Raw genomic sequence first — 18,309 nt, forward strand, 5'->3', positions numbered from 1 at the left:
TTGAGTTGGCTCGGGGCGTTATCGAGTTGGCCGGCTGCTGTCGCCGGGGGCACAGTCAGCGACCGGACCAGCCAACTCGACACCGCCGCAGGCAAACCCACCGACCCTACGGGCAAACACGGCAACGTAAACCGGACAGGATCACACGACACTAGTCTTGCAGGCCACTGACCAGCCGAAACCGCGGTCTTCCGCGTCCGTCCGGTCGGTGTCCATAATCGCGCATGGGACGCCCCGTCGCCAGCCGCCTCAGGTTTGGCGGGGGAGTAGTTCCGCCACGAAGGCATCGAGGAACTCGTCGAAGGGCTGCGGTCCGCGGTGGTAGACGACGAACTTCGTCAGGCCCGCCTCGAGGTACCCGTCCAGCAGGCGATGCAGGTCGGGCCAGCTCGCGGCCAGCAGGTCGGCGGGATCGGCGCCGGGGCGGCGGGAGCGAGCCGCCGCGGCCATTTCGTCGGTGATCCCGCCGTCCGCGAGGAGCAGGCTCAGGCCGTAGTGATCCGGCTCGATCTCGCGGCCCGCTTCGGCCGCGGCGGCCTCGATCGCGAGGCGAGCGGCGCGCGCGTCCGGGGCGGGGATGAAGCTGCCGAGCCAGCCATCGCCGTACCGGCCGACCCTGCGGAAAGCCGCGGGCGCCGCGCCACCGAGCCAGATGTCCAGCGGGGTAACAGGCAACGGCCCGACCCGCACGTCGTCGAGCTTGAAGAACTCGCCCGCGAAGTCACCGCCGCCTGTCAGCGCGGAGCGCAGCAGCCGCAGGGATTCGTCGAACACGTCGGCTCGGCGTCCGTCCGGCACGTCGAACAGTTCCCATTCGGCGCGCCGCGCTGGTCGTAGGCCGAACACCGGCAACACCCGCTTGGGCGCGAGCGCGGCCAGCGACGCGAGTTGTTTGGCCACCAGCACCGGCTGCCGTCCCGGCAGCACCGCCACCGAGGTGCCGACCTTCAGCCGAGTCGTCCTGGCGAGCGCGTGCGCCATGCCGATGAACGGGTCGACGGCGCCGGAATACACGTGCTCCGACAGCCAGAGCGAGTCGACCCCGGCCGTCTCCAGCCGGCCGACGATCCCGGTGAGGTCCTCCGGCGAGGTTTCCGCCCCCAGCCCGATCCCGATGCGGATTTTCATACCGCTCACGATACGTACCGAAAGCCGAACTCGGCGTCCCGAACGGAGATCTCAGGCGGCGGGGGCTAGGGCCGAGTGGTAGCGCGCGAGGACCAGGTCCGCCAGTCGCGGGTCCGGCGCGAGCGAGCCCGCGATCGCGACCGGGGGCTCAGCGGCCCGGGCCAGCGAGGCGATGCGGTCCGGCAGCAGGCCCGGCGCGAGGAACCACGAAGCGACCGCGAACCGCCGCGCGCCGCGGGCGCGGAGTTTCGCGATCGCGGCCGGAACGTCCGGCTTCGCCGTGGCGAAGGCCGGCGTGACGAGCATCGGATACCGCGAGTTCCACCGCCGGGCCAAGGCGACCACCGCGTTGTTCGCGGGGGCGTGCGACGAGCCGACCGCCGCGAAAACCACGCCCAGCGAAGGATCGTCCGGATCCGCACCGGCCTCGCGCAGGCGGTCCAGCGCGACGGCCTCCAGTAACGGATCCTGGCCGAGAACGTCCGCAATGGACACCCGCAGCCGCGGCACCTCGCGTACCAGGGAAGGCAGGTCGACCCGTGCGTGATAAGCGCGGCCGAGCAGCAACGGCACCACGACCGCCTCGCGATGCCCCTGGGCGGACAGCGAACGCAGCACATCGGTCAGCAGCGGTTCGGAAAGGTCCAAGAAGGACACCTGAGCGTCCAGAGGCAGCGCACGGATCGTCTCGGCGGACCGGGGATCCCGGCTGCCGTGTGCGACCACCACCAGCGGCGCGTCCACTACGCCGCCCCGCTCAGCCCGCGCGTGCGCAGCACCGCCCGTTCGAGCGGGCGGAACACCGCGAGCTCGATACCCACGCCCACCAGCAGGATCAGCACGATCGCCGAGATCACTGTCGGCATGTCCGACAGCGTGCGCCCGTCGTCGAGATACGCGCCGAGGCCCTTGCCCAGCAAAGGAGACGTCGCGATGATCTCCGCCGCCATCAGCGACCGCCAGGAGAACGCCCAGCCCTGCTTCAGCCCCGCCAGATACCCCGGCAGCGCGGCGGGCAGCAGGATATGCCACGAAGCCTGCAACCGGCCCGCGCCCATCACCTTGCCGACGCGCGGGAGAATGGGTGGCACCTGGTCGATCCCGGCGACGAGCCCGTTCGCGATCGACGGCACGCTCCCCAGCAGTAGCACGGCGTACATGCTCGTCGGGGTGACGCCGAACCACAGCACCGCGGCGGGCACCCACGCCACGGACGGCAGGCTCTGCAGCCCCGACAGGAACGGCCCGATGGCCGAGCGGACCACGCGGACCTTCGCCACCAGCAGGCCCAGCGGGGTCGCGAGCACGATCGCGATGAGGAAACCCAGTACCGCGCGGTGCACCGAGGTCCAGATGAACCCGAACGCCTCCGCGTCGCTGATCCGTGCCCACAGCTCATGCCAGACCGCGAGCGGTGCGGGCAGCTGGTACTCCGGCCAGAACGCGGCGGCCCACAGTGCCTGCCAGACCGCGATGAGGACGATCAGGAACCCGGCCGGCGGCAGCACCGACCACAGGATCCGCTTCCCCCGGCCGGTTTCCCGCTCCTGAGGGGTGTCGAGCGCGTCGAGACCCGCCTCGACCGCGGCATCGAGGTCGTCAAGCCGCGGCATGACTCGAAATCACCTCGCGCAGGCGCTCGTTGATGACGGCGACGGTCTCGGCTTCCTCCGCCGCGGGCAGGTCGCCGACCTGCCACTCCTCGACGACGCGGCCCGGCCGCGACGAGAGCAGCACGACCCGCTGCCCCAGCCTGACGGCCTCGCGCACGTCATGGGTCACGAACACGACCGCCGCGCCCGTCGAGCGCCACACACGCAGCAGTTCGGCCTGCAGCACATCGCGCGTGATCGCGTCGAGCGCCGAAAACGGCTCGTCCATCAACAGGAGAGAAGGAGCGGAGGATCCGGCCGTGTCGTTGCCTGTGTGCAGCGCCGAAGCCAGCGCCCGCGCGAGCGCCACTCGCTGCCGCATCCCGCCGGACAGCTCGTGCGGACGCTTGCCGCCGACGCCGGAAAGCCGCACGAGGTCCAGCAGTTCGACCGTGCGGTGCTTGCGTTCCTTCCGTGAAACCCCGGCCAGCCGCAAGGGAAGTTCGACGTTCGCGGCCGCGGTCAGCCACGGCATCAGCGCCGCTTCCTGGAACATCACGGCCGGGCGCCCGCTGCTGAGCTCGAGCTCGCCCGCCGAGGGCTCGTCCAGGCCCGCGATGATGTTCAGCAGCGTCGTCTTGCCGCAGCCGGACGCGCCGAGCAGGCAGACGAACTCGCCCGGGGCGACGTCGAGGTCGACGCCGCGGAGTGCGGTCACCGCGCCGAACGTCTTGTGCACCCCGGCCAGCCGCACGGCGCTGCCGGTCGCGGGGCGCACGGTCGATTCGTCCAGCGTGGCGGTCATCGGCTTCGCTCCTTGGTCATTGCTGATCGAGCCCAGCCGCCGAGACGGTCGGCCGGCCCGCTTCGGTGAGCACGGCGTTGAGCGGGGTCAGGTCGAAGAGTCCGCTGAGCTTCGGCGCGGTCGTGGTGACCCCGGCGGTCACCTGGTCGGCTGCCAGCTGCGGGAACCGCGAGGCGAGCGGATCGGTGGTCAGCTCGATGTTCGCGAACGAACGGTCCAGCGCCGGCTGGCTGAGCGTCGCTCCGGTCAGTGCCTTCAGCTGGCGGTTCACCGCGGCCTTGGCCTCGCCCGGATCCGAGGACGCGAGGTTTTCCGCGTCGAGGATCGCCTGCAGCACCGCCTGGACGGTCCGCGGGTGCTCGTTGAGGAACTGCGTGCGCACCACCAGGACCGTCGCCGGGAACTGCCCGTCCGGCCACAGGGTTTTCTCGTCCACCAGTACTTTCGCCCCGGCTTCGGCCACCAGCCGCGAGGACCACGGCTCGGGCAGCCACGCCCCGGCGATCGCGCCCTTGCGGAACTGATCGAGGGTGACCGCGTTGTCCTCGCTCTGCACGTTGACGCCCGTGAGCTTCTGGTTCGCGAGCCACTTCTTGAGCGCCACGTCCTGCGTGTTACCCGCCTGCGGATCGGCGACGATCTTGCCCTGCAGCTGCCGCGGGGTGCTGATCCCGGGCTGCACCACGAGTTGCGCACCGCCGGAGGTCGCGCCCGAGATGAGCCGGACCGTGTCGCCGCCTGATTTGGCGAACGCGTTGATCGCCGGGCCCGAACCGATGAACCCCATGTCGAGGGATCCGCCCAGCAGCGCGGAAACCTCGTCCGGGCCCGCGTTGAACATCGTCGGCACGACCTTGGTGCCGCTGCCCGGTTCCTGGGTGAAGTAGCCCTTGTCCAGCCCGATCAGCGCCGAAGCGTGCGTGACGTTGGGGAAGTAGCCCAGCCGCACTTCGGACGCGGGGCCCTGATCGGTCGCGCTCGCACCACTGGTGCCGCGATCCGCGCGGGAACACCCGGCCACCACGGCCAGCGACAGCAGCACCGCCAGGACGCGCACGGTTCTCACGGACAGAGGGCCTTTCGAGTCAGGAGGACAGCACGGACAGAGGGGCGCCGACGAGACCGGCGGCGAGCGTGGTGCCGTCGCCCGCGTCGATCACCAGGAAGGATCCGGTGCGGCGGTTGACGGCGTAGTCGTCGACCGGCAGCGGCTCCGCCGTGCGGATCCGGACCTGGCCGATCTCGTTGAGCTGTAACGCGTCCGGAGCATCCACAGTGGACAGCTTCTGCTCGTCGAAGCGGGCCGACAGCTCCTCGACGAACGCCTGCACCGTGCGGGTGCCGTGCTTGAGGAGTACCCGCGCGCCCGGCCGCAGCGGCTTCTCCGACAGCCAGGCCACCGTAGCGGCGAGTTCGTCCGTCGGCACCGGGGCTTCGCCGGCGGCCGCGATCACGTCGCCGCGCGAGATGTCGAGATCGTCGGCGAGCAGCAGCGTGACCGAACGGCCCGCAGCCGCCTCGTCGAGCGGGCCGTCGGCGGTGTCGATGCCCTCGACGGTCGTGCGCAGCCCGGCGGGCAGCACCACGACCTCGTCCCCGCGGCGCACGGTGCCGGCCGCGACCTGACCCGCGTAGCCGCGGTAGTCGGGATGTTCGGGGGTGCGCGGGCGGATCACGTACTGCACCGGGAACCGGAACGGCGCGTCGTGCGGATCCGGTGCGGCCGGCACGTTCTCCAGGTGCTCCAGCAGCGTCGGCCCGTCGTACCACGGGGTCTCGTCCGAACGGTCCACGACGTTGTCGCCGACGAGCGCGGAAACGGGGATCGACAGCACCGAACCCGCCGGGTATCCGAGCGAGGTCGCGTGATCGGTGAACTCCTTGGCGATCACCGTGAACGTCTCCTCGTCGTAGTCGACGAGGTCGATCTTGTTCACCGCCAGTACCAGCCGCGGCACGCCCAGCAGCGCCAGCACCGCGGCGTGGCGGCGGGTCTGCTCGATCACGCCCTTGCGCGCGTCCACCAGTAGGACCGCGAGCTGCGCCGTGGACGCGCCGGTGACGGTGTTGCGGGTGTACTGGACGTGGCCCGGGGTGTCGGCGAGCACGAAGGACCGCTTCGGGGTGGCGAAGTAGCGGTACGCCACGTCGATCGTGATGCCCTGCTCGCGTTCCGAGCGCAGCCCGTCCACGAGCAGCGAAAGGTCCGGAGTGGACAGTCCTCGGTCGACACTCGCGCGGGTCACCGCGTCGAGCTGGTCGGCCAGCACGGACTTCGTGTCGTAGAGCAGGCGGCCCACGAGCGTGGACTTCCCGTCGTCCACGCTGCCCGCGGTGGCCAGCCTCAGCAAGGAGCTCATTGGTCAGAAGTAGCCTTCCCGCTTGCGGTCCTCCATCGCGGCCTCGGACAGCCTGTCGTCGGCGCGGGTCGCGCCGCGCTCGGTGAGCCGGCTCGCGAGCACCTCCGCGATGACCTCGTCCACCGTGACCGCCTCGGATTCCACCGCGCCGGTGCACGAGCCGTCGCCGACGGTGCGGTAGCGCACGGTCAACTCCTTGACCTCCTCACCTTCGCGCGGGCCGCCCCACGGGCCTTCGGTGAGCCACATCCCGTCGCGGCGGTAGACCTCGCGCTGGTGCGCGTAGTAGATCGAGGGCAACTCGACGTTTTCGCGCGCGATGTAGTGCCACACGTCGGCTTCGGTCCAGTTCGACAGCGGGAACACCCGCACATGTTCCCCCGGCCGGTGCCTGCCGTTGTACAGGTTCCACAGTTCGGGACGCTGGCGGCGCGGGTCCCACTGGCCGAACGCGTTGCGCAGGCTGAAGATCCGCTCCTTCGCCCGCGCGCGCTCCTCGTCGCGGCGGCCGCCGCCGAACACCGCGTCGAACCTGTGCTCGGTGATGCTGTCCAGCAGTGGCTGGGTCTGCAACGGGTTCCGGGTGCCGTCGGGGCGTTCGGTCAGGCGGCCGTCGTCGATCCAGTCCTGCACGTTCGCGACGATGAGGCGCAGCCCGTACTTCTGCACGACGTGGTCGCGGAAGGCGATCACCTCGTCGAAGTTGTGCCCGGTGTCCACATGCAACAGCGGGAAGGGCACGGGCGCGGGCCAGAACGCCTTGATCGCCAGGTGCAGCAGGAGGGTCGAGTCCTTGCCGCCGGAGAACAGGATCACCGGCCGGTCGAACTCGCCGGCCACCTCGCGGAAGATGTGGATGGCCTCTGATTCGAGTGCCGCCAGGTTGTCCGTGGCGGCGTCGGTCGCGGGGATTTCGAGAGTGGTGGTCATCTCTTCCTCTCAGCCGTGCAGGCCGCACTCGGTCTTGGACTGTCCGGCCCAGCGGCCGCTGCGCGGATCCGCGCCCGGCGCGACCTTCGCCGTGCAGGGCGCGCAGCCGATCGACAGGTAACCTTCGGACACCAGCGGGTTCTCCAGGATGCCGTGTTCGGCGAGGTACGCGCGGAACTCCTCGTCGGTCCACGGGGCGATCGGGTTGACCTTCACCAGCCCGTTGCGCTCGTCCCAGGTGACGATCGGGGTGTCGGCGCGGGTGGGCGCGTCGACCCGCCGCACGCCGGTGACCCACGCCGAGTAGTTCGCCAGCGTTGTGCGCAGCGGCACCACCTTGCGCAGGTGGCAGCACCGGTTCGGGTCACGTTCGTGCAGTTTCGGCCCGTACTCGGCGTCCTGCTCGGCTACCGACTGCTCGGCACGGGCGTTGACGATCCGCACGTCCGGGTACACCGTCGCGACGGCGTCCCGGGTGCCGATCGTCTCGGCGAAGTGGTACCCGGTCTCGAGGAAGAGCACGTCCACATCGGACTTGACCTTCGTGGCGAGGTCGATCAGCACCGCGTCCTGCATGTTCGAGGCAACGATGAAGTCGTCGCCGAAGGTTCCCGCCGTCCATTCCAGCGCCTCGCGCGCGGTCGCGTCCTTCAGCTCCTCGGATGCCTTGTCCGCCAACGCTTTCAGGTCTTGGGTGACCGCGGTCATTTCGCTCCCTCGGGTAGCCGGATTCCCAGGAAATTCACGGAAAAGACGCGACGGCAGGCGCCGCACAGCCACGCGCGATCCTCGTCGGCCGGGCGCAGATCCTCGTCACCACAGTACGGGCAGTACAACGGCGCCGCCCGTTCGCTCATCGCAGGTCCGCCTCGTCGGCGCGCGCGGCCCACTGGGCGAACCGCTCGCCGTCGGTGCGCTGCTCGTGGTACCTGCGCACGACCCGCTCGACGTAGCCGGTCAGCTCGTCGCCGGTGACCTTGTGCCCGCGCAGTTTCCGGCCGAAACCGGCGTCGAGGCCGAGCCCGCCGCCGAGGTGCACCTGGAAGCCCTCCACCTGGTTGCCGTCGGCGTCGGTGACGATCTGACCCTTGAGCCCGATGTCGGCGGTCTGGATCCGGGCGCACGAGTTGGGGCAGCCGTTGATGTGCACCCTGACCGGATTGTCCACATCGGACTGGATAGCGGCGAGCCGCTCTTCGAGCGCGGCGACCAGTTCGGCCGCGCGGGCCTTGGTCTCCACGATCGCGAGCTTGCAGAACTCGATCCCGGTGCAGGCCATCACGCCGCGCCGCCACGGGCTCGGCTCGGTCGGCAGACCCAGCTCGGCGAGTTCGGCCTGGAGACCGGACACCTCGGCCTCGGGCACGTCGAGTACGACGAGCTTCTGTTGCGGGGTCAGCCGCACCCGGTTCGACCCGGCGCGCTCGGCGGCCTTCGCGGTGGCGATCAGCAGCGAGCCGGAGACGCGCCCGGCGATCGGCGCCGCGCCGACGTAGAACCTGCCGTCCTTCTGCCTGTGCACCCCGACGTGGTCCCGCTGCACCTCGGGTACCTCGGGCGCGGGGCCGTCGATCAGCCTGCGGCGCAGGTACCGCGATTCGAGAACTTCCCGGAACTTCTCCGCACCCCAGTCCTTGACGAGGAACTTGATGCGTGCCCGCGAGCGCAGGCGGCGGTAGCCGTAGTCGCGGAAGACGGCGAGGACGCCCTCCCAGACCTCGGGCACCTCGTCCCGCGGCACCCACGCACCGAGCCGCTGCCCGATCATCGGGTTCGTCGACAGCCCGCCGCCGACCCATACGTCGAAACCGGGCCCGTGCTCGGGATGCTGGACGCCGACGAACGCCACGTCGTGGATCTCGTGCGCGACGTCCGGCAGTCCCGACACGGCGGTCTTGAACTTGCGCGGCAGGTTGGCGTACTCGGGCCTGCCCAGGTAGCGGCGCTTGATCTCGTCGATCGCCGGCGTGCCGTCGATGACCTCGTCTTCGGCGATTCCCGCGAGCGGCGAGCCGAGGATGACGCGGGGGCTGTCGCCGCACGCGGAGATGGTAGTAAGCCCGGCGCCTTCGAGCTTCTCCCAGATCGTGGGCATGTCCTCGATCCGGATCCAGTGGTACTGCACGTTCTGGCGGTCGGTGATGTCCGCCGTGTCGCGCGCGTAGGTCTGCGAGACCTCGCCGATCACCGTGAGCTGCTCGGTCGTCAGGTCGCCGCCGTCGACGCGGACACGGAGCATGAAGTACTCGTCGTCCAGCTCTTCGGGCTCGAGCGTGGCCGTGCGGCCGCCGTCGATCCCCGGCTTGCGCTGGGTGTACAGGCCGTACCAGCGGAACCGGCCGCGCAGGTCACCCGGGTCGATCGAGTCGAAGCCGCCGCCCGCGTAGATGTTCTCGATCCGGTCGCGGACGTTGAGCGGGTGATCGTCCTTCTTGGCGCGTTCGTTGGGGTTGAGCGGCTCGCGGTAGCCGAGCGCCCACTGGCCCTCGCCACGCCGCTGCTTACTGCGCGGGGCGCGGGCGGGAGAAATTTCGCGCGTCGGCGAAGCCATGGAGATCCTCCGGATCATCGGAGGGCGTCGGCGCATGGCGGCGCGGCGCGATCAGGCCGCGGCGACCGACGCCCGCTTCCAGCAGAATGGTGGTGGGTGGCGTCAGGCGAACGTGCGGCACAGCGCGCTGGCGACACGCCGGAGGTCGACGTGGCGACGCGCCACGAGGAGCACACCGGCAAGAGTCACGTTTTCAGGCTGCCATGCGCCCAGAAGGCGGTCCAGCCGCGTCCGCATGCTGGGAGCAGCATGACGTCTCTTGACATGCCGTGAGGGGCCCCCTCATGCCCTTATCGGCCGTGAGGGGGTCCCTCACGGCACACTGGACGACGTGTTCGGCGTCTACATCCATGTGCCCTTCTGCGCCACGAGGTGCGGATACTGCGATTTCAACACCTACACCGCGGGTGAACTCGGCTCGGCGGCGTCGCCGGCGTCGTGGTTGGAAGGGCTGAAGCGGGAGCTGGACCTCGGGGTGCGGCGGATCGGCGCGCGCCCGGCCGAGACCGTGTTCGTGGGCGGCGGGACGCCGTCGCTGCTGGGGGCGGACGGGCTCACCGACGTGCTGGACGCGGTCCGTGGCAGCTTCGGGCTGGCGCCGGGCGCCGAGGTGACGACCGAGTCGAATCCCGAGTCCACCTCGCCGGAATTCTTCGCCGGGATCCGCGAGGCCGGGTACACGCGGGTTTCGCTGGGCATGCAGTCGGCCGCGCGGCACGTCCTGCGTGTGCTCGACCGGGTGCACACCCCGGGCCGTCCGGTGGCCGCCGCGAAGGAGGCGCGCGCGGCCGGGTTCGAGCACGTCAACCTCGACATCATCTACGGCACACCCGGCGAGCGCGTCGAGGATCTGCAGGACTCGCTGGACGCGGTGCTCTCGGCCGGTGTCGACCATGTGTCGGCGTACTCCCTGATCGTCGAGGACGGGACGGCGATGGCCCGGCGGGTACGGCGGGGCGAGCTGCCGATGCCGGACGAGGACGTGCTCGCTCAGTACTACGAACTGATCGACGCGAAGCTGTCCGCGGCGGGTTTGAGCTGGTACGAGGTGTCGAACTGGGCCGCTTCCGAGGACGCGCGCTGCCGGCACAACCTCGGTTACTGGCGCGGCGGCGACTGGTGGGGCGCCGGCCCGGGCGCGCACAGCCACGTCGGCGGGGTGCGCTGGTGGAACGTGAAGCATCCGGCGAAGTACGCGTCGCTGCTGGCTGCGGGCGAGTCGCCGGAAGACGGCCGCGAGGTGCTGACCGAGGACGACCGGTACCTCGAGCGGATCATGCTCGAGCTGCGCCTTGCCGAAGGCCTGCCGCTGGACGCGCTGTCCGGTGAAGGCCTGCGCGAATCCTCGGCGGCGGCCTCCGACGGGCTGCTCGACCTGCGGGACGGCCGCGCGGTGCTGACCGACCGGGGCCGCCTGCTCGCCGACGCCGTGGTGCGCCGGCTGGCCGCCTGACGATCTCATCGTCTCGAACGTAGATCTCGCGGTCAGCTCCAGATGGTGACGTACACCGGGGGTTTGAAGCGCGACGGCGGGACGCCGGCGCCTGGTGAGCGCATCACCTGCATCGCCGCCGGGGTGCCGAGGAAGTGCCGTAGCGAGGCCGCCGCCGTGGACAGGCGCTCGCGGGGGAGCGTGGTCAGATGCCAGCACAGCGTCGCCGGGGTGACGGGCGTCGGGATGACGGTGAGCTCGCCACGGCGTAGCTGGGGCGCGACCAGATGCTCGATCGCGATCGACACCCCGGTCCCGCTCGCGGCGGCGGACCAGGCCGCCGTCTGGTTGGGGAACACGCTGATCTCCTCGTCGGGCACGCCGAGCCGGCCCAAGAGCCGGGCGGGTTCGCTGTCCGGATCGGCGCCCGAGGGGTCGAGTAACCAGGGCCATTTCGCCGGGCTCCCACGGTAGCGGGACCTCGGCGACGTGACCGCGACGAGCGAGCAGCGGAAGATCGGCGTGCTGTCGAGGCCGCCGTCGAGTTTCGGCCCTAGCGTCGCGTCGGCGAGCCTGCTGCCCAGCAGGACCGGCATTTCCGCGGTGCGGGCGAGCCCCGCCGAGGCGTCGACCGGCAGGCCGGATCTGGCGCTGAACGCCTCCAGCAGCGGGTTCGCGACGAACTCGGCGAGCGTGCTGGTGACGGCGACCTGCAACCGTTCGGCCATCCCGTTGGCCTCGCGGACCGCGGCGTCCGCGTCCGCGCCGAGCGCGACCATCTGCGACGCGATCGGCAGCAGGCGGCTCCCGCCCGGGGTCAGCGTCATCCCGCCGGCGGTACGCACGATGAGCTTGTCGCCGTGGTGGTTCCGCAGCGCGGCGAGCGCCTGCGAGACGGCCGGTTCGCTCACCCCCATCGCCCTGGCGGCGTCGGTGACCGAACCGAGGCGGGCGACCAGAACGAAAGCGCTGAGCTGTCCGAGCGTCACGAACTGAGTTTAGGCGCGTTCACGCCAGGTGACTTGCCTTCATAATCGAACCATTATCCGGCGGTTGCCCATTCCGGCCTGTCGCGGAAACCTCGCCCCTATGCAGGTACCCGCCCAGTTCCAGTACGAGAAAGCGACGAGCGTGGCGCACGCGCTGAGCCTGCTCGGCAAATACGGTCCGGAATCGAGGGTCGTGGCCGGTGGCCACAGCCTGATTCCCATGATGAAGCTGCGGCTGGCCCAGCCGCAGGCGCTGATCGACATCAACGACGTCGAGGAGCTCGGCAGGATCAGCGTCGAAGGGCACATGCTGTGCGTCGGCGCGATGGTCCGGCATGCCGCACTGCTGTCCTCGGCGGTGGCCGGTGAGCATTTTCCGATCTTCCACGACGCCGAGCGCATGATCGCCGACCCGATCGTGCGAAATCGCGGCACGATCGGGGGTTCGCTGTGCCAGGCCGACCCGTCCGAGGATCTTTCCGCGGCGTTCGCGGCCGTCCGCGCGGAAGCGGTGATCCAGGGCGGTGACGAACAACGTGTCGTCCCGGTCCGTGAGTTCTTCACCGGCCCCTACGAGACGGTCGTCGGCGACGGCGAGCTTCTCGTGCAGGTCCGCGTGCCGATCCGGTCGTCGGCTTCCGCCTACCAGAAGGTCGAGCGGCGTGCCGGGGACTGGGCGGTCGCCGCGGCCGGCGCCGAACTGCGGCTGGAGGGGGACACCGTCGCGGAGGCGGGGATCGGGCTGACCGCCGTGGGCGCGCGGAACTTCGTCGCCCCCGAAGCGGAGGAGTTCCTCGTCGGCGGCCCCGCGACCGCCGAACGGTTCGACCGCGCCGGCGAGATCGCCGCCGAGCACTGCGAGCCGGTCGCCGACCAGCGCGGCCCGGCCGACTACAAGCGGCACCTCGCCGCGACGCTCACCGCCCGCGCGCTCGGCGCGGCGCTCTCGCGCTGGCACGGCCGGCACCAGGAGGCATGATGGAGATCAGCGTGACCGTCAACGGCACGGTCTACCAGCGTGACGTGGAGCCGCGGCAGTTGCTCGTGCACTTCCTGCGCGACGAACTCCGCCTGACCGGCACGCACTGGGGCTGCGACACCTCGAACTGCGGCACCTGCGTGGTGTGGCTCGACGAGGTCCCGGTCAAATCGTGCACGGTGTTCGCCGCGATGGCCGACGGGCACCGCGTGCGCACGGTCGAAGGCCTGGCGCAGAATGGTGAGCTCGATCCCGTGCAGCAGGGGTTCCGCGAATGCCACGGCCTGCAGTGCGGGTTCTGCACCCCCGGCATGATGATGACCGCCCGCTGGCTGCTCGACCACGATCCCGATCCGTCCGAAGAGGACATCCGGGAAGCGATTTCCGGTCAGCTGTGCCGCTGCACCGGCTACGAGAACATCGTCCGTTCGGTCCGCTGGGCGGCCGGGCAGGAGGTCCAGGCATGACCACCACCGAAGAGACGCCCATCGGCTACGGCCGCATGCACCGCAAGGAAGATGTGCGGTTCCTGCGCGGCCATGGCACCTATGTGGACGACGTCACGCTGCCCGGCATGTTGCACGGAGCCGTACTCCGTAGCCCGTACGCGCACGCGAAGATCGTCTCGATCGACACGAGCGCCGCCGAGGCGCATCCGAAGGTCCGCGCCGTCATCACGGGCGAAACCCTGGCGGGGCTGAACCTCGCCTGGATGCCGACGCTGTCCAACGACGTGCAGGCCGTACTGGCCACCGACAAGGTCCGCTTCCAGGGCCAGGAGGTCGCGTTCGTCGTCGCCGAAGATCGTTACTCGGCACGGGACGCGCTCGAACTGATCGATGTGGACTACGAGGCGCTCGAACCCGTCGTGGACGCCCGCAAGGCGCTCGATCCGGATGCGCCGGTGATCCGCGACGATGTCGAAGGCCGGACGGACAACCACATCTTCGACTGGGAGACGGGCGACAAGGCACGCACCGACGAGGTGTTCGCGAACGCGGAAGTCGTCACCACGCAGGACATGCTGTACCCGCGTGTGCATCCGGCACCGCTGGAGACCTGCGGTTCGGTCGCGGACATGGACCCGATCACGGGCAAGCTCACCGTGTGGACCACGACACAGGCCCCGCACGCGCACCGCACGCTCTACGCGCTCGTCGCCGGGCTGCCCGAGCACAAGATCCGCGTGATCTCACCGGATATCGGTGGCGGGTTCGGCAACAAGGTGGGCATCTACCCCGGGTACGTGTGCTCGATCGTCGGATCGATCCTGACCGGCAAACCCGTGAAATGGGTCGAGGACCGCTCGGAGAACCTGATGAGCACCTCCTTCGCCCGTGACTACCACATGCACGGCGAGATCGCGTCCACAAAGGACGGAAAGATTCTCGGTATCCGGGTGAAGGTGCTCGCCGATCACGGCGCGTTCAACGGCACGGCGCAGCCCACGAAGTACCCGGCCGGGTTCTTCGGGGTGTTCACCGGCTCCTACGACATCGAGGCCGCGCATGCGGAGGTGACCGGGGTCTACACGAACAAGGCGCCGGGCGGGGTCGCCTACGCCTGCTCGTTCCGGATCACCGAAGCGGTGTACCTCGTCGAGCGCCTGGTCGACGTGCTCGCCCACGAACTGGACATGGACCCCGCCCGGTTGCGGATGAAGAACCTGCTGCAGCCCGACCAGTTCCCGTACCAGAGCAAGACGGGCTGGGAGTACGACTCGGGCGACTACCCGCGCACCCTGGCCAAGGCGCTCGATCTGGTGCACTACGACGATCTCCGGGCGGAGCAGGCGAAACGGCGTGAGTCCGGCAGCCAGGAACTGATGGGCATCGGTGTCGCGTTCTTCACCGAGGCCGTCGGCGCCGGACCGCGCAACAAGATGGACATCCTGGGCCTCGGCATGGCCGACGGCGCGGAGTTGCGCATCCACCCGACCGGCAAGGCCGTGCTGCGGTTGTCGTGCCAGACCCAGGGGCAGGGGCATGAGACGACGTTCGCGCAGATCGTCGCCGAAGAGCTGGGCATCTCGCCGGAGGACATCGACGTGGTGCACGGTGACACGGATCAGACCCCGTTCGGGCTCGGCACCTACGGTTCGCGCTCGACGCCGGTCTCCGGGGCGGCGACGGCGGTGGTGGCGAGGAAGGTTCGTGAGCGCGCGAAGATCGTCGCCTCGGCGATGCTCGAGGTCGGTGCCGACGACCTGGAATGGGAGAAGGGCCGCTGGTTCGTCAAGGGCGACCCGGGGGCCGGGAAGTCCATTCAGGACATCGCGATGGCCGCACACTCCAGTTTGGAGCTTCCCGAAGGTATCGAGGGGCAGCTGGACGCGACGTGCGTCTACAACCCGCCGAACCTGACCTACCCGTTCGGCGCCTACGTATGCGTGGTCGACGTGGACGCGGGGACCGGGCAGGTGAAGGTGCGGGACTTCGTCGCCGTCGACGACTGCGGCGTGCGGATCAACCCGATGATCGTCGAGGGGCAGGTGCACGGCGGTCTCGCCGACGGGCTCGGGATGGCGCTGATGCAGGTGATGGCCTTCGACGAGGACGGGAACCACCTCGGCGGATCCTTCATGGACTACCTGCTGCCGACCTCGATGGAATGCCCGTCGTGGCGGCTGGACGAAACGGTCACGCCCTCGCCGCACCATCCGATCGGCGCCAAGGGGGTCGGCGAGTCCGCGACGGTCGGGTCCCCGGCCGCGGTGGTCAACGCGGTGGTCGACGCGCTGAAGCCGTACGGCGTGCGGCATGCGGACATGCCGCTCACCCCGGCCGCCGTCTGGTGCGCCCTGCGGGGCAAGCCGTTCCGCACGGATCTGGCGATCACCTGATGGCCGGCGAAGAACTGCTCGCGCAGGCCGACACGTTGCGAGCCGGCCGGCGGCCTTTCGTGCTCGCGACGGTCGTGCGGGCCCAGCGTCCGACGAGCGCCAAACCCGGTGACCGCGCGCTCGTCCTGCCCGACGGTACGGTCGAGGGTTTCGTCGGCGGCCACTGCGCGGAATCGACCGTGCGGTCCCAGTGCATCCGGCTGCTCGGCACCGGGCAGTCGGCGCTGCTCCGGATCACGCCGGAGGAGATGGCGGAAAAGGCGGAGGAAGGCGTCGTCACCGTCGGGAACCCGTGCCTTTCCGGTGGGGCGCTGGAGATCTTCCTGGAACCGCAGTTGCCGCCCGCGCTCGTGGCGGTGCACGGGGACGCGCCGGTGGCGAGGGCCCTGGCGTCGGTTGGCGGGGCGCTCGGCTATGACGTGCGCCCCGCCGACCCGCTGCCCGAGGACGCGGACGCCGTGCTGGTGGCCTCACACGGGTGTGACGAGGAGTCGGTGCTGCGTGCCGCGGTGGCGGCGGGCGTCGGCTATATCGCGCTCGTCGCGAGCCGTCGCCGGGGCGCCGCGGTGCTCGAAGCGCTCGGGCTGCCGCCCGAGGCGGTGCACACCCCGGCCGGGCTGGACATCGGGGCGCGCACGCCCGCGGAGATCGCGGTGTCGGTCTATGCCGAGATGATCGCGTCACGTGGTGCCGCCGATGGGTGAGACCGTTCCGGAGCTCGCCGCCGACCTCGCGGCGGCGGGCTACCTCACCGACGAGGCGCTCGCGACGGCGCTGTTCCTCGCGGTCCGGATGCCGCAGCCGATCCTGCTCGAAGGCGAGCCTGGGGTCGGCAAGACCGAGGCGGCGAAAGCGCTTTCGGCGGCGCTGGACACGAAGCTCATCCGGTTGCAGTGCTATGAGGGGCTGTCCGCGGCGGACGCCCTGTACGAGTGGAACTATCCGCGGCAGCTGCTGGGCATCCGGCTCGCCGAGGCACGCGGCGAGGCACTGTCCGAAGCGGACCTGTTCAGTGAGGACTACCTGCTGGCCCGGCCGTTGCTGGCCGCGATCGAGCATCCCGGGCCGCGGCCGGCGGTGCTGCTGATCGACGAGGTCGACCGCGCCGACGACGAGTTCGAGGCCTTCCTGCTCGAACTGCTCGCCGAGGCGACGGTGACGATCCCGGAACTGGGCACCCGCCGCGCGGTGCTCCCGCCGGTCGCGGTGCTGACCTCCAACCGGACCCGCGAACTGCACGACGCGCTCAAACGGCGGTGCCTGTACCAGTGGATCGCCCATCCCGGGCCCGATCGCGTCGCCGCGATCATCCGGCTGCGGGTGCCAGGGGTCGCGGGCTGGCTCGCCGGACGGGTCGCGGATTCGGTGCAGCGGCTGCGGGGATTCGGCCTGTACAAGCCGCCCGGCGTGGCGGAGGCGATCGACTGGGCGTCGGCGCTGCACGTGCTCGGCGTCGAGGTGCTCGACGAAGTCGCCGTCCAGCACACGATGAGCACAATCGTGAAGTACGAAGAGGACAGGGAGATCGTCGAGTCGGCCGGGAGCTGGTGGTGAGTGAGCTGGCCCTGCTCGCCGCGCGGTTCGCCGAGGTTCTGCGCGCCGAAGGGGTCGCGGTCGGCGCGGACCGGTCGGCGCGGTTCACCCAGGCGATCCTCCTTGTCCGGCCGGAGACCACGGACGAGCTGTACCGGTGCGCGCTCACCACGCTGGTGTCGGCACCGGACCAGATTCCCGTCCTGGACCGGGTGTTCGCGGCGGTGTTCGGCGGGGGCGATCCCGCTGACTTCCGAGGCGACCGTCCACAAGCGACTGTCGCGGGGAATAACCGCCAGGTGACCGCGAGCCGTGGCGAGCAGGGCCGGAAGGTCGAGCTGCCGACGTTCGGCAGTGCCGCCGAACATCTCGCCACCCGGGATTTCGCGGAACTCGAACTCGCCGAGCTCGCGCTGTTGCGCGATCTCATGCGGCGGTTCCGGATCGCGACCCCGCTGCGGCGGTCACGGCGCAAACGCGTCGCCTCCCGGGGCCGGCGCGTCGACGTGCGCGAGACACTCCGCCGGGCGCGGCGCAGCGGCGGCCAGCCGGCCGTGCTGCACCGGTGGGTGCCGCGCGAGAAACCACGGAAGCTCGTGGTGCTGTGCGATATTTCCGGTTCGATGGAGGCGCACGCGCGCGCGATGCTGCAACTGCTGGTGTGCGCGAACGTCGGTGCGAAGGCGGAGGTCTTCACGTTCGCGACCCGGCTCACGCGGCTGACGAAAGCGCTTGCCGCCGATCCGGCGAAGGCGATGCGGCAGGCAGGGGAGCAGGCACCGGACTGGTCGGGCGGCACCCGGATCGGCGCCGCGCTCAAGGAGTTCCTGGACTCGCACGGCGCGCGGGGGATGGCTCGCGGCGCGGTGGTCGTGATCATCTCCGACGGCTGGGAGACCGGCGGCACCGGGCAACTCACGGCGCAGATGGCCCGGCTCTCGCGGCTCGCGTACCGCATCGTGTGGGTCAACCCGCGCACCGCCCAGCCGGAATACCGGCCTCTGGTGGGCGGGATGGCCGCGGTGTGGCCGTACTGCGAGTTCGTGGTCAGCGCCCACCGCCTCGACGCGCTGGACGAGTTGCTCGCCGCCATCGGTGGCGCCTGTCACACTGACCCGCGCCCGGGAGTAACTCTTAGGGTAGCCTAAGTGTCCGGGACGAGGTGAGG

19 protein-coding genes are annotated in these 18,309 nt (G+C 70.3%); 7 read left to right on the forward strand and 12 right to left on the reverse strand.

The genetic code is table 11. The annotated features are described in order from the left end of the window. Positions 1–249: 249 nt before the first annotated feature. The 11 genes from FG385_RS31680 to FG385_RS35755 form a co-directional block, all read right to left on the reverse strand. Positions 250–1,128 (reverse strand): TIGR03854 family LLM class F420-dependent oxidoreductase, encoded by an 879-nt coding sequence (locus FG385_RS31680; protein ID WP_139100488.1) that lies wholly within the window; start codon positions 1,126–1,128, stop codon positions 250–252. Positions 1,129–1,179: 51 nt separating this feature from the next. Further along, positions 1,180–1,872 carry a sirohydrochlorin chelatase gene (locus FG385_RS31685; RefSeq protein WP_139100489.1) on the reverse strand — a complete coding sequence of 231 codons (693 nt, stop codon included), beginning with the start codon at positions 1,870–1,872 and terminating at the stop codon, positions 1,180–1,182. Next, a complete protein-coding gene (locus FG385_RS31690) occupies positions 1,872–2,741 on the reverse strand; it encodes an ABC transporter permease (RefSeq protein WP_139100490.1) in 870 nt (289 codons plus the stop codon). Before FG385_RS31690 ends, FG385_RS31685 begins: the two co-directional genes overlap by 1 nt. Then, positions 2,728–3,525, reverse strand: coding sequence for an ABC transporter ATP-binding protein (locus FG385_RS31695; RefSeq protein WP_139100491.1), 798 nt, complete (start codon positions 3,523–3,525; stop codon positions 2,728–2,730). Before FG385_RS31695 ends, FG385_RS31690 begins: the two co-directional genes overlap by 14 nt. A gap of 16 nt (positions 3,526–3,541) precedes the next feature. Beyond that, positions 3,542–4,591: an ABC transporter substrate-binding protein gene (locus FG385_RS31700; RefSeq protein WP_407645574.1), complete on the reverse strand. Its 1,050-nt coding sequence runs from the start codon at positions 4,589–4,591 to the stop codon at positions 3,542–3,544. A 19-nt stretch (positions 4,592–4,610) separates the two neighbouring features. Next, the gene (locus FG385_RS31705) at positions 4,611–5,885 is read right to left on the reverse strand and encodes a sulfate adenylyltransferase subunit 1 (RefSeq protein WP_139100492.1); all 1,275 of its coding nucleotides are present in this window, start codon (positions 5,883–5,885) and stop codon (positions 4,611–4,613) included. A 3-nt stretch (positions 5,886–5,888) separates the two neighbouring features. After that, entirely contained in the window at positions 5,889–6,815 is a 927-nt protein-coding gene (cysD, locus tag FG385_RS31710; protein WP_139100493.1) for a sulfate adenylyltransferase subunit CysD, read from the reverse strand. A gap of 9 nt (positions 6,816–6,824) precedes the next feature. Next, a complete protein-coding gene (locus FG385_RS31715; protein ID WP_139100494.1) occupies positions 6,825–7,523 on the reverse strand; it encodes a phosphoadenylyl-sulfate reductase in 699 nt (232 codons plus the stop codon). Next, positions 7,520–7,672, reverse strand: a complete 153-nt coding sequence (locus FG385_RS31720; RefSeq protein WP_139100495.1) for an Insertion element protein — start codon at positions 7,670–7,672, stop codon at positions 7,520–7,522. The genes FG385_RS31715 and FG385_RS31720 overlap by 4 nt, the downstream gene beginning before the upstream one ends. Then, the gene (locus FG385_RS31725) at positions 7,669–9,366 is read right to left on the reverse strand and encodes a nitrite/sulfite reductase (RefSeq protein ID WP_139100496.1); all 1,698 of its coding nucleotides are present in this window, start codon (positions 9,364–9,366) and stop codon (positions 7,669–7,671) included. The genes FG385_RS31720 and FG385_RS31725 overlap by 4 nt, the downstream gene beginning before the upstream one ends. A gap of 102 nt (positions 9,367–9,468) precedes the next feature. Further along, positions 9,469–9,603 (reverse strand): putative leader peptide, encoded by a 135-nt coding sequence (locus FG385_RS35755; protein WP_407645575.1) that lies wholly within the window; start codon positions 9,601–9,603, stop codon positions 9,469–9,471. An 85-nt stretch (positions 9,604–9,688) separates the two neighbouring features. Between FG385_RS35755 and hemW the strand changes: the two genes are divergently transcribed. Beyond that, entirely contained in the window at positions 9,689–10,819 is a 1,131-nt protein-coding gene (gene hemW, locus FG385_RS31730; RefSeq protein ID WP_407645576.1) for a radical SAM family heme chaperone HemW, read from the forward strand. 32 nt (positions 10,820–10,851) lie between these two features. Here the strand turns inward: hemW and FG385_RS31735 are convergent, their stop codons facing one another. Next, the gene (locus FG385_RS31735) at positions 10,852–11,787 is read right to left on the reverse strand and encodes a LysR family transcriptional regulator (RefSeq protein ID WP_139100498.1); all 936 of its coding nucleotides are present in this window, start codon (positions 11,785–11,787) and stop codon (positions 10,852–10,854) included. 100 nt (positions 11,788–11,887) lie between these two features. On the opposite strand from FG385_RS31735, the gene FG385_RS31740 reads away from it, so the two are divergent. Genes FG385_RS31740 through FG385_RS31765 form a run of 6 tightly spaced genes read left to right on the forward strand, consistent with a single transcriptional unit; the run spans position 11,888 to position 18,289 of the window. Continuing rightward, on the forward strand, positions 11,888–12,766 hold the full coding sequence (locus tag FG385_RS31740) for an FAD binding domain-containing protein (protein WP_139100499.1): 879 nt from the start codon (positions 11,888–11,890) through the stop codon (positions 12,764–12,766). Then, on the forward strand, positions 12,766–13,233 hold the full coding sequence (locus tag FG385_RS31745; protein WP_139100524.1) for a (2Fe-2S)-binding protein: 468 nt from the start codon (positions 12,766–12,768) through the stop codon (positions 13,231–13,233). The genes FG385_RS31740 and FG385_RS31745 overlap by 1 nt, the downstream gene beginning before the upstream one ends. Continuing rightward, positions 13,230–15,608, forward strand: coding sequence for an aerobic carbon-monoxide dehydrogenase large subunit (locus FG385_RS31750; protein WP_139100500.1), 2,379 nt, complete (start codon positions 13,230–13,232; stop codon positions 15,606–15,608). The genes FG385_RS31745 and FG385_RS31750 overlap by 4 nt, the downstream gene beginning before the upstream one ends. Then, complete coding sequence (locus FG385_RS31755; protein WP_139100501.1) at positions 15,608–16,312, forward strand: XdhC family protein; 705 nt, start codon at positions 15,608–15,610, stop codon at positions 16,310–16,312. The genes FG385_RS31750 and FG385_RS31755 overlap by 1 nt, the downstream gene beginning before the upstream one ends. Continuing rightward, on the forward strand, positions 16,305–17,162 hold the full coding sequence (locus tag FG385_RS31760; protein ID WP_139100502.1) for an AAA family ATPase: 858 nt from the start codon (positions 16,305–16,307) through the stop codon (positions 17,160–17,162). Before FG385_RS31755 ends, FG385_RS31760 begins: the two co-directional genes overlap by 8 nt. Beyond that, positions 17,159–18,289, forward strand: coding sequence for a vWA domain-containing protein (locus FG385_RS31765; protein ID WP_139100503.1), 1,131 nt, complete (start codon positions 17,159–17,161; stop codon positions 18,287–18,289). Before FG385_RS31760 ends, FG385_RS31765 begins: the two co-directional genes overlap by 4 nt. Positions 18,290–18,309 lie beyond the last annotated feature (20 nt).

The sequence above is a fragment of the Amycolatopsis alkalitolerans genome (assembly GCF_006152065.1).
Classification (GTDB): domain Bacteria; phylum Actinomycetota; class Actinomycetes; order Mycobacteriales; family Pseudonocardiaceae; genus Amycolatopsis_E; species Amycolatopsis_E alkalitolerans.

Coding starts and splice junctions, on each gene's coding strand:
- FG385_RS31760 (WP_139100502.1), top strand. CDS start 16,305: ATGGGTGAGACCGTTCCGGAGCTCGCCGCCGACCTCGCGGCGGCGGGC.
- FG385_RS35755 (WP_407645575.1), bottom strand. CDS start 9,603: ATGCGGACGCGGCTGGACCGCCTTCTGGGCGCATGGCAGCCTGAAAAC.
- FG385_RS31690 (WP_139100490.1), bottom strand. CDS start 2,741: ATGCCGCGGCTTGACGACCTCGATGCCGCGGTCGAGGCGGGTCTCGAC.
- cysD (WP_139100493.1), bottom strand. CDS start 6,815: ATGACCACCACTCTCGAAATCCCCGCGACCGACGCCGCCACGGACAAC.
- FG385_RS31680 (WP_139100488.1), bottom strand. CDS start 1,128: ATGAAAATCCGCATCGGGATCGGGCTGGGGGCGGAAACCTCGCCGGAG.
- FG385_RS31695 (WP_139100491.1), bottom strand. CDS start 3,525: ATGACCGCCACGCTGGACGAATCGACCGTGCGCCCCGCGACCGGCAGC.
- FG385_RS31755 (WP_139100501.1), top strand. CDS start 15,608: ATGGCCGGCGAAGAACTGCTCGCGCAGGCCGACACGTTGCGAGCCGGC.
- FG385_RS31745 (WP_139100524.1), top strand. CDS start 12,766: ATGGAGATCAGCGTGACCGTCAACGGCACGGTCTACCAGCGTGACGTG.
- FG385_RS31740 (WP_139100499.1), top strand. CDS start 11,888: ATGCAGGTACCCGCCCAGTTCCAGTACGAGAAAGCGACGAGCGTGGCG.
- FG385_RS31720 (WP_139100495.1), bottom strand. CDS start 7,672: ATGAGCGAACGGGCGGCGCCGTTGTACTGCCCGTACTGTGGTGACGAG.
- FG385_RS31705 (WP_139100492.1), bottom strand. CDS start 5,885: ATGAGCTCCTTGCTGAGGCTGGCCACCGCGGGCAGCGTGGACGACGGG.
- FG385_RS31715 (WP_139100494.1), bottom strand. CDS start 7,523: ATGACCGCGGTCACCCAAGACCTGAAAGCGTTGGCGGACAAGGCATCC.
- FG385_RS31725 (WP_139100496.1), bottom strand. CDS start 9,366: ATGGCTTCGCCGACGCGCGAAATTTCTCCCGCCCGCGCCCCGCGCAGT.
- FG385_RS31750 (WP_139100500.1), top strand. CDS start 13,230: ATGACCACCACCGAAGAGACGCCCATCGGCTACGGCCGCATGCACCGC.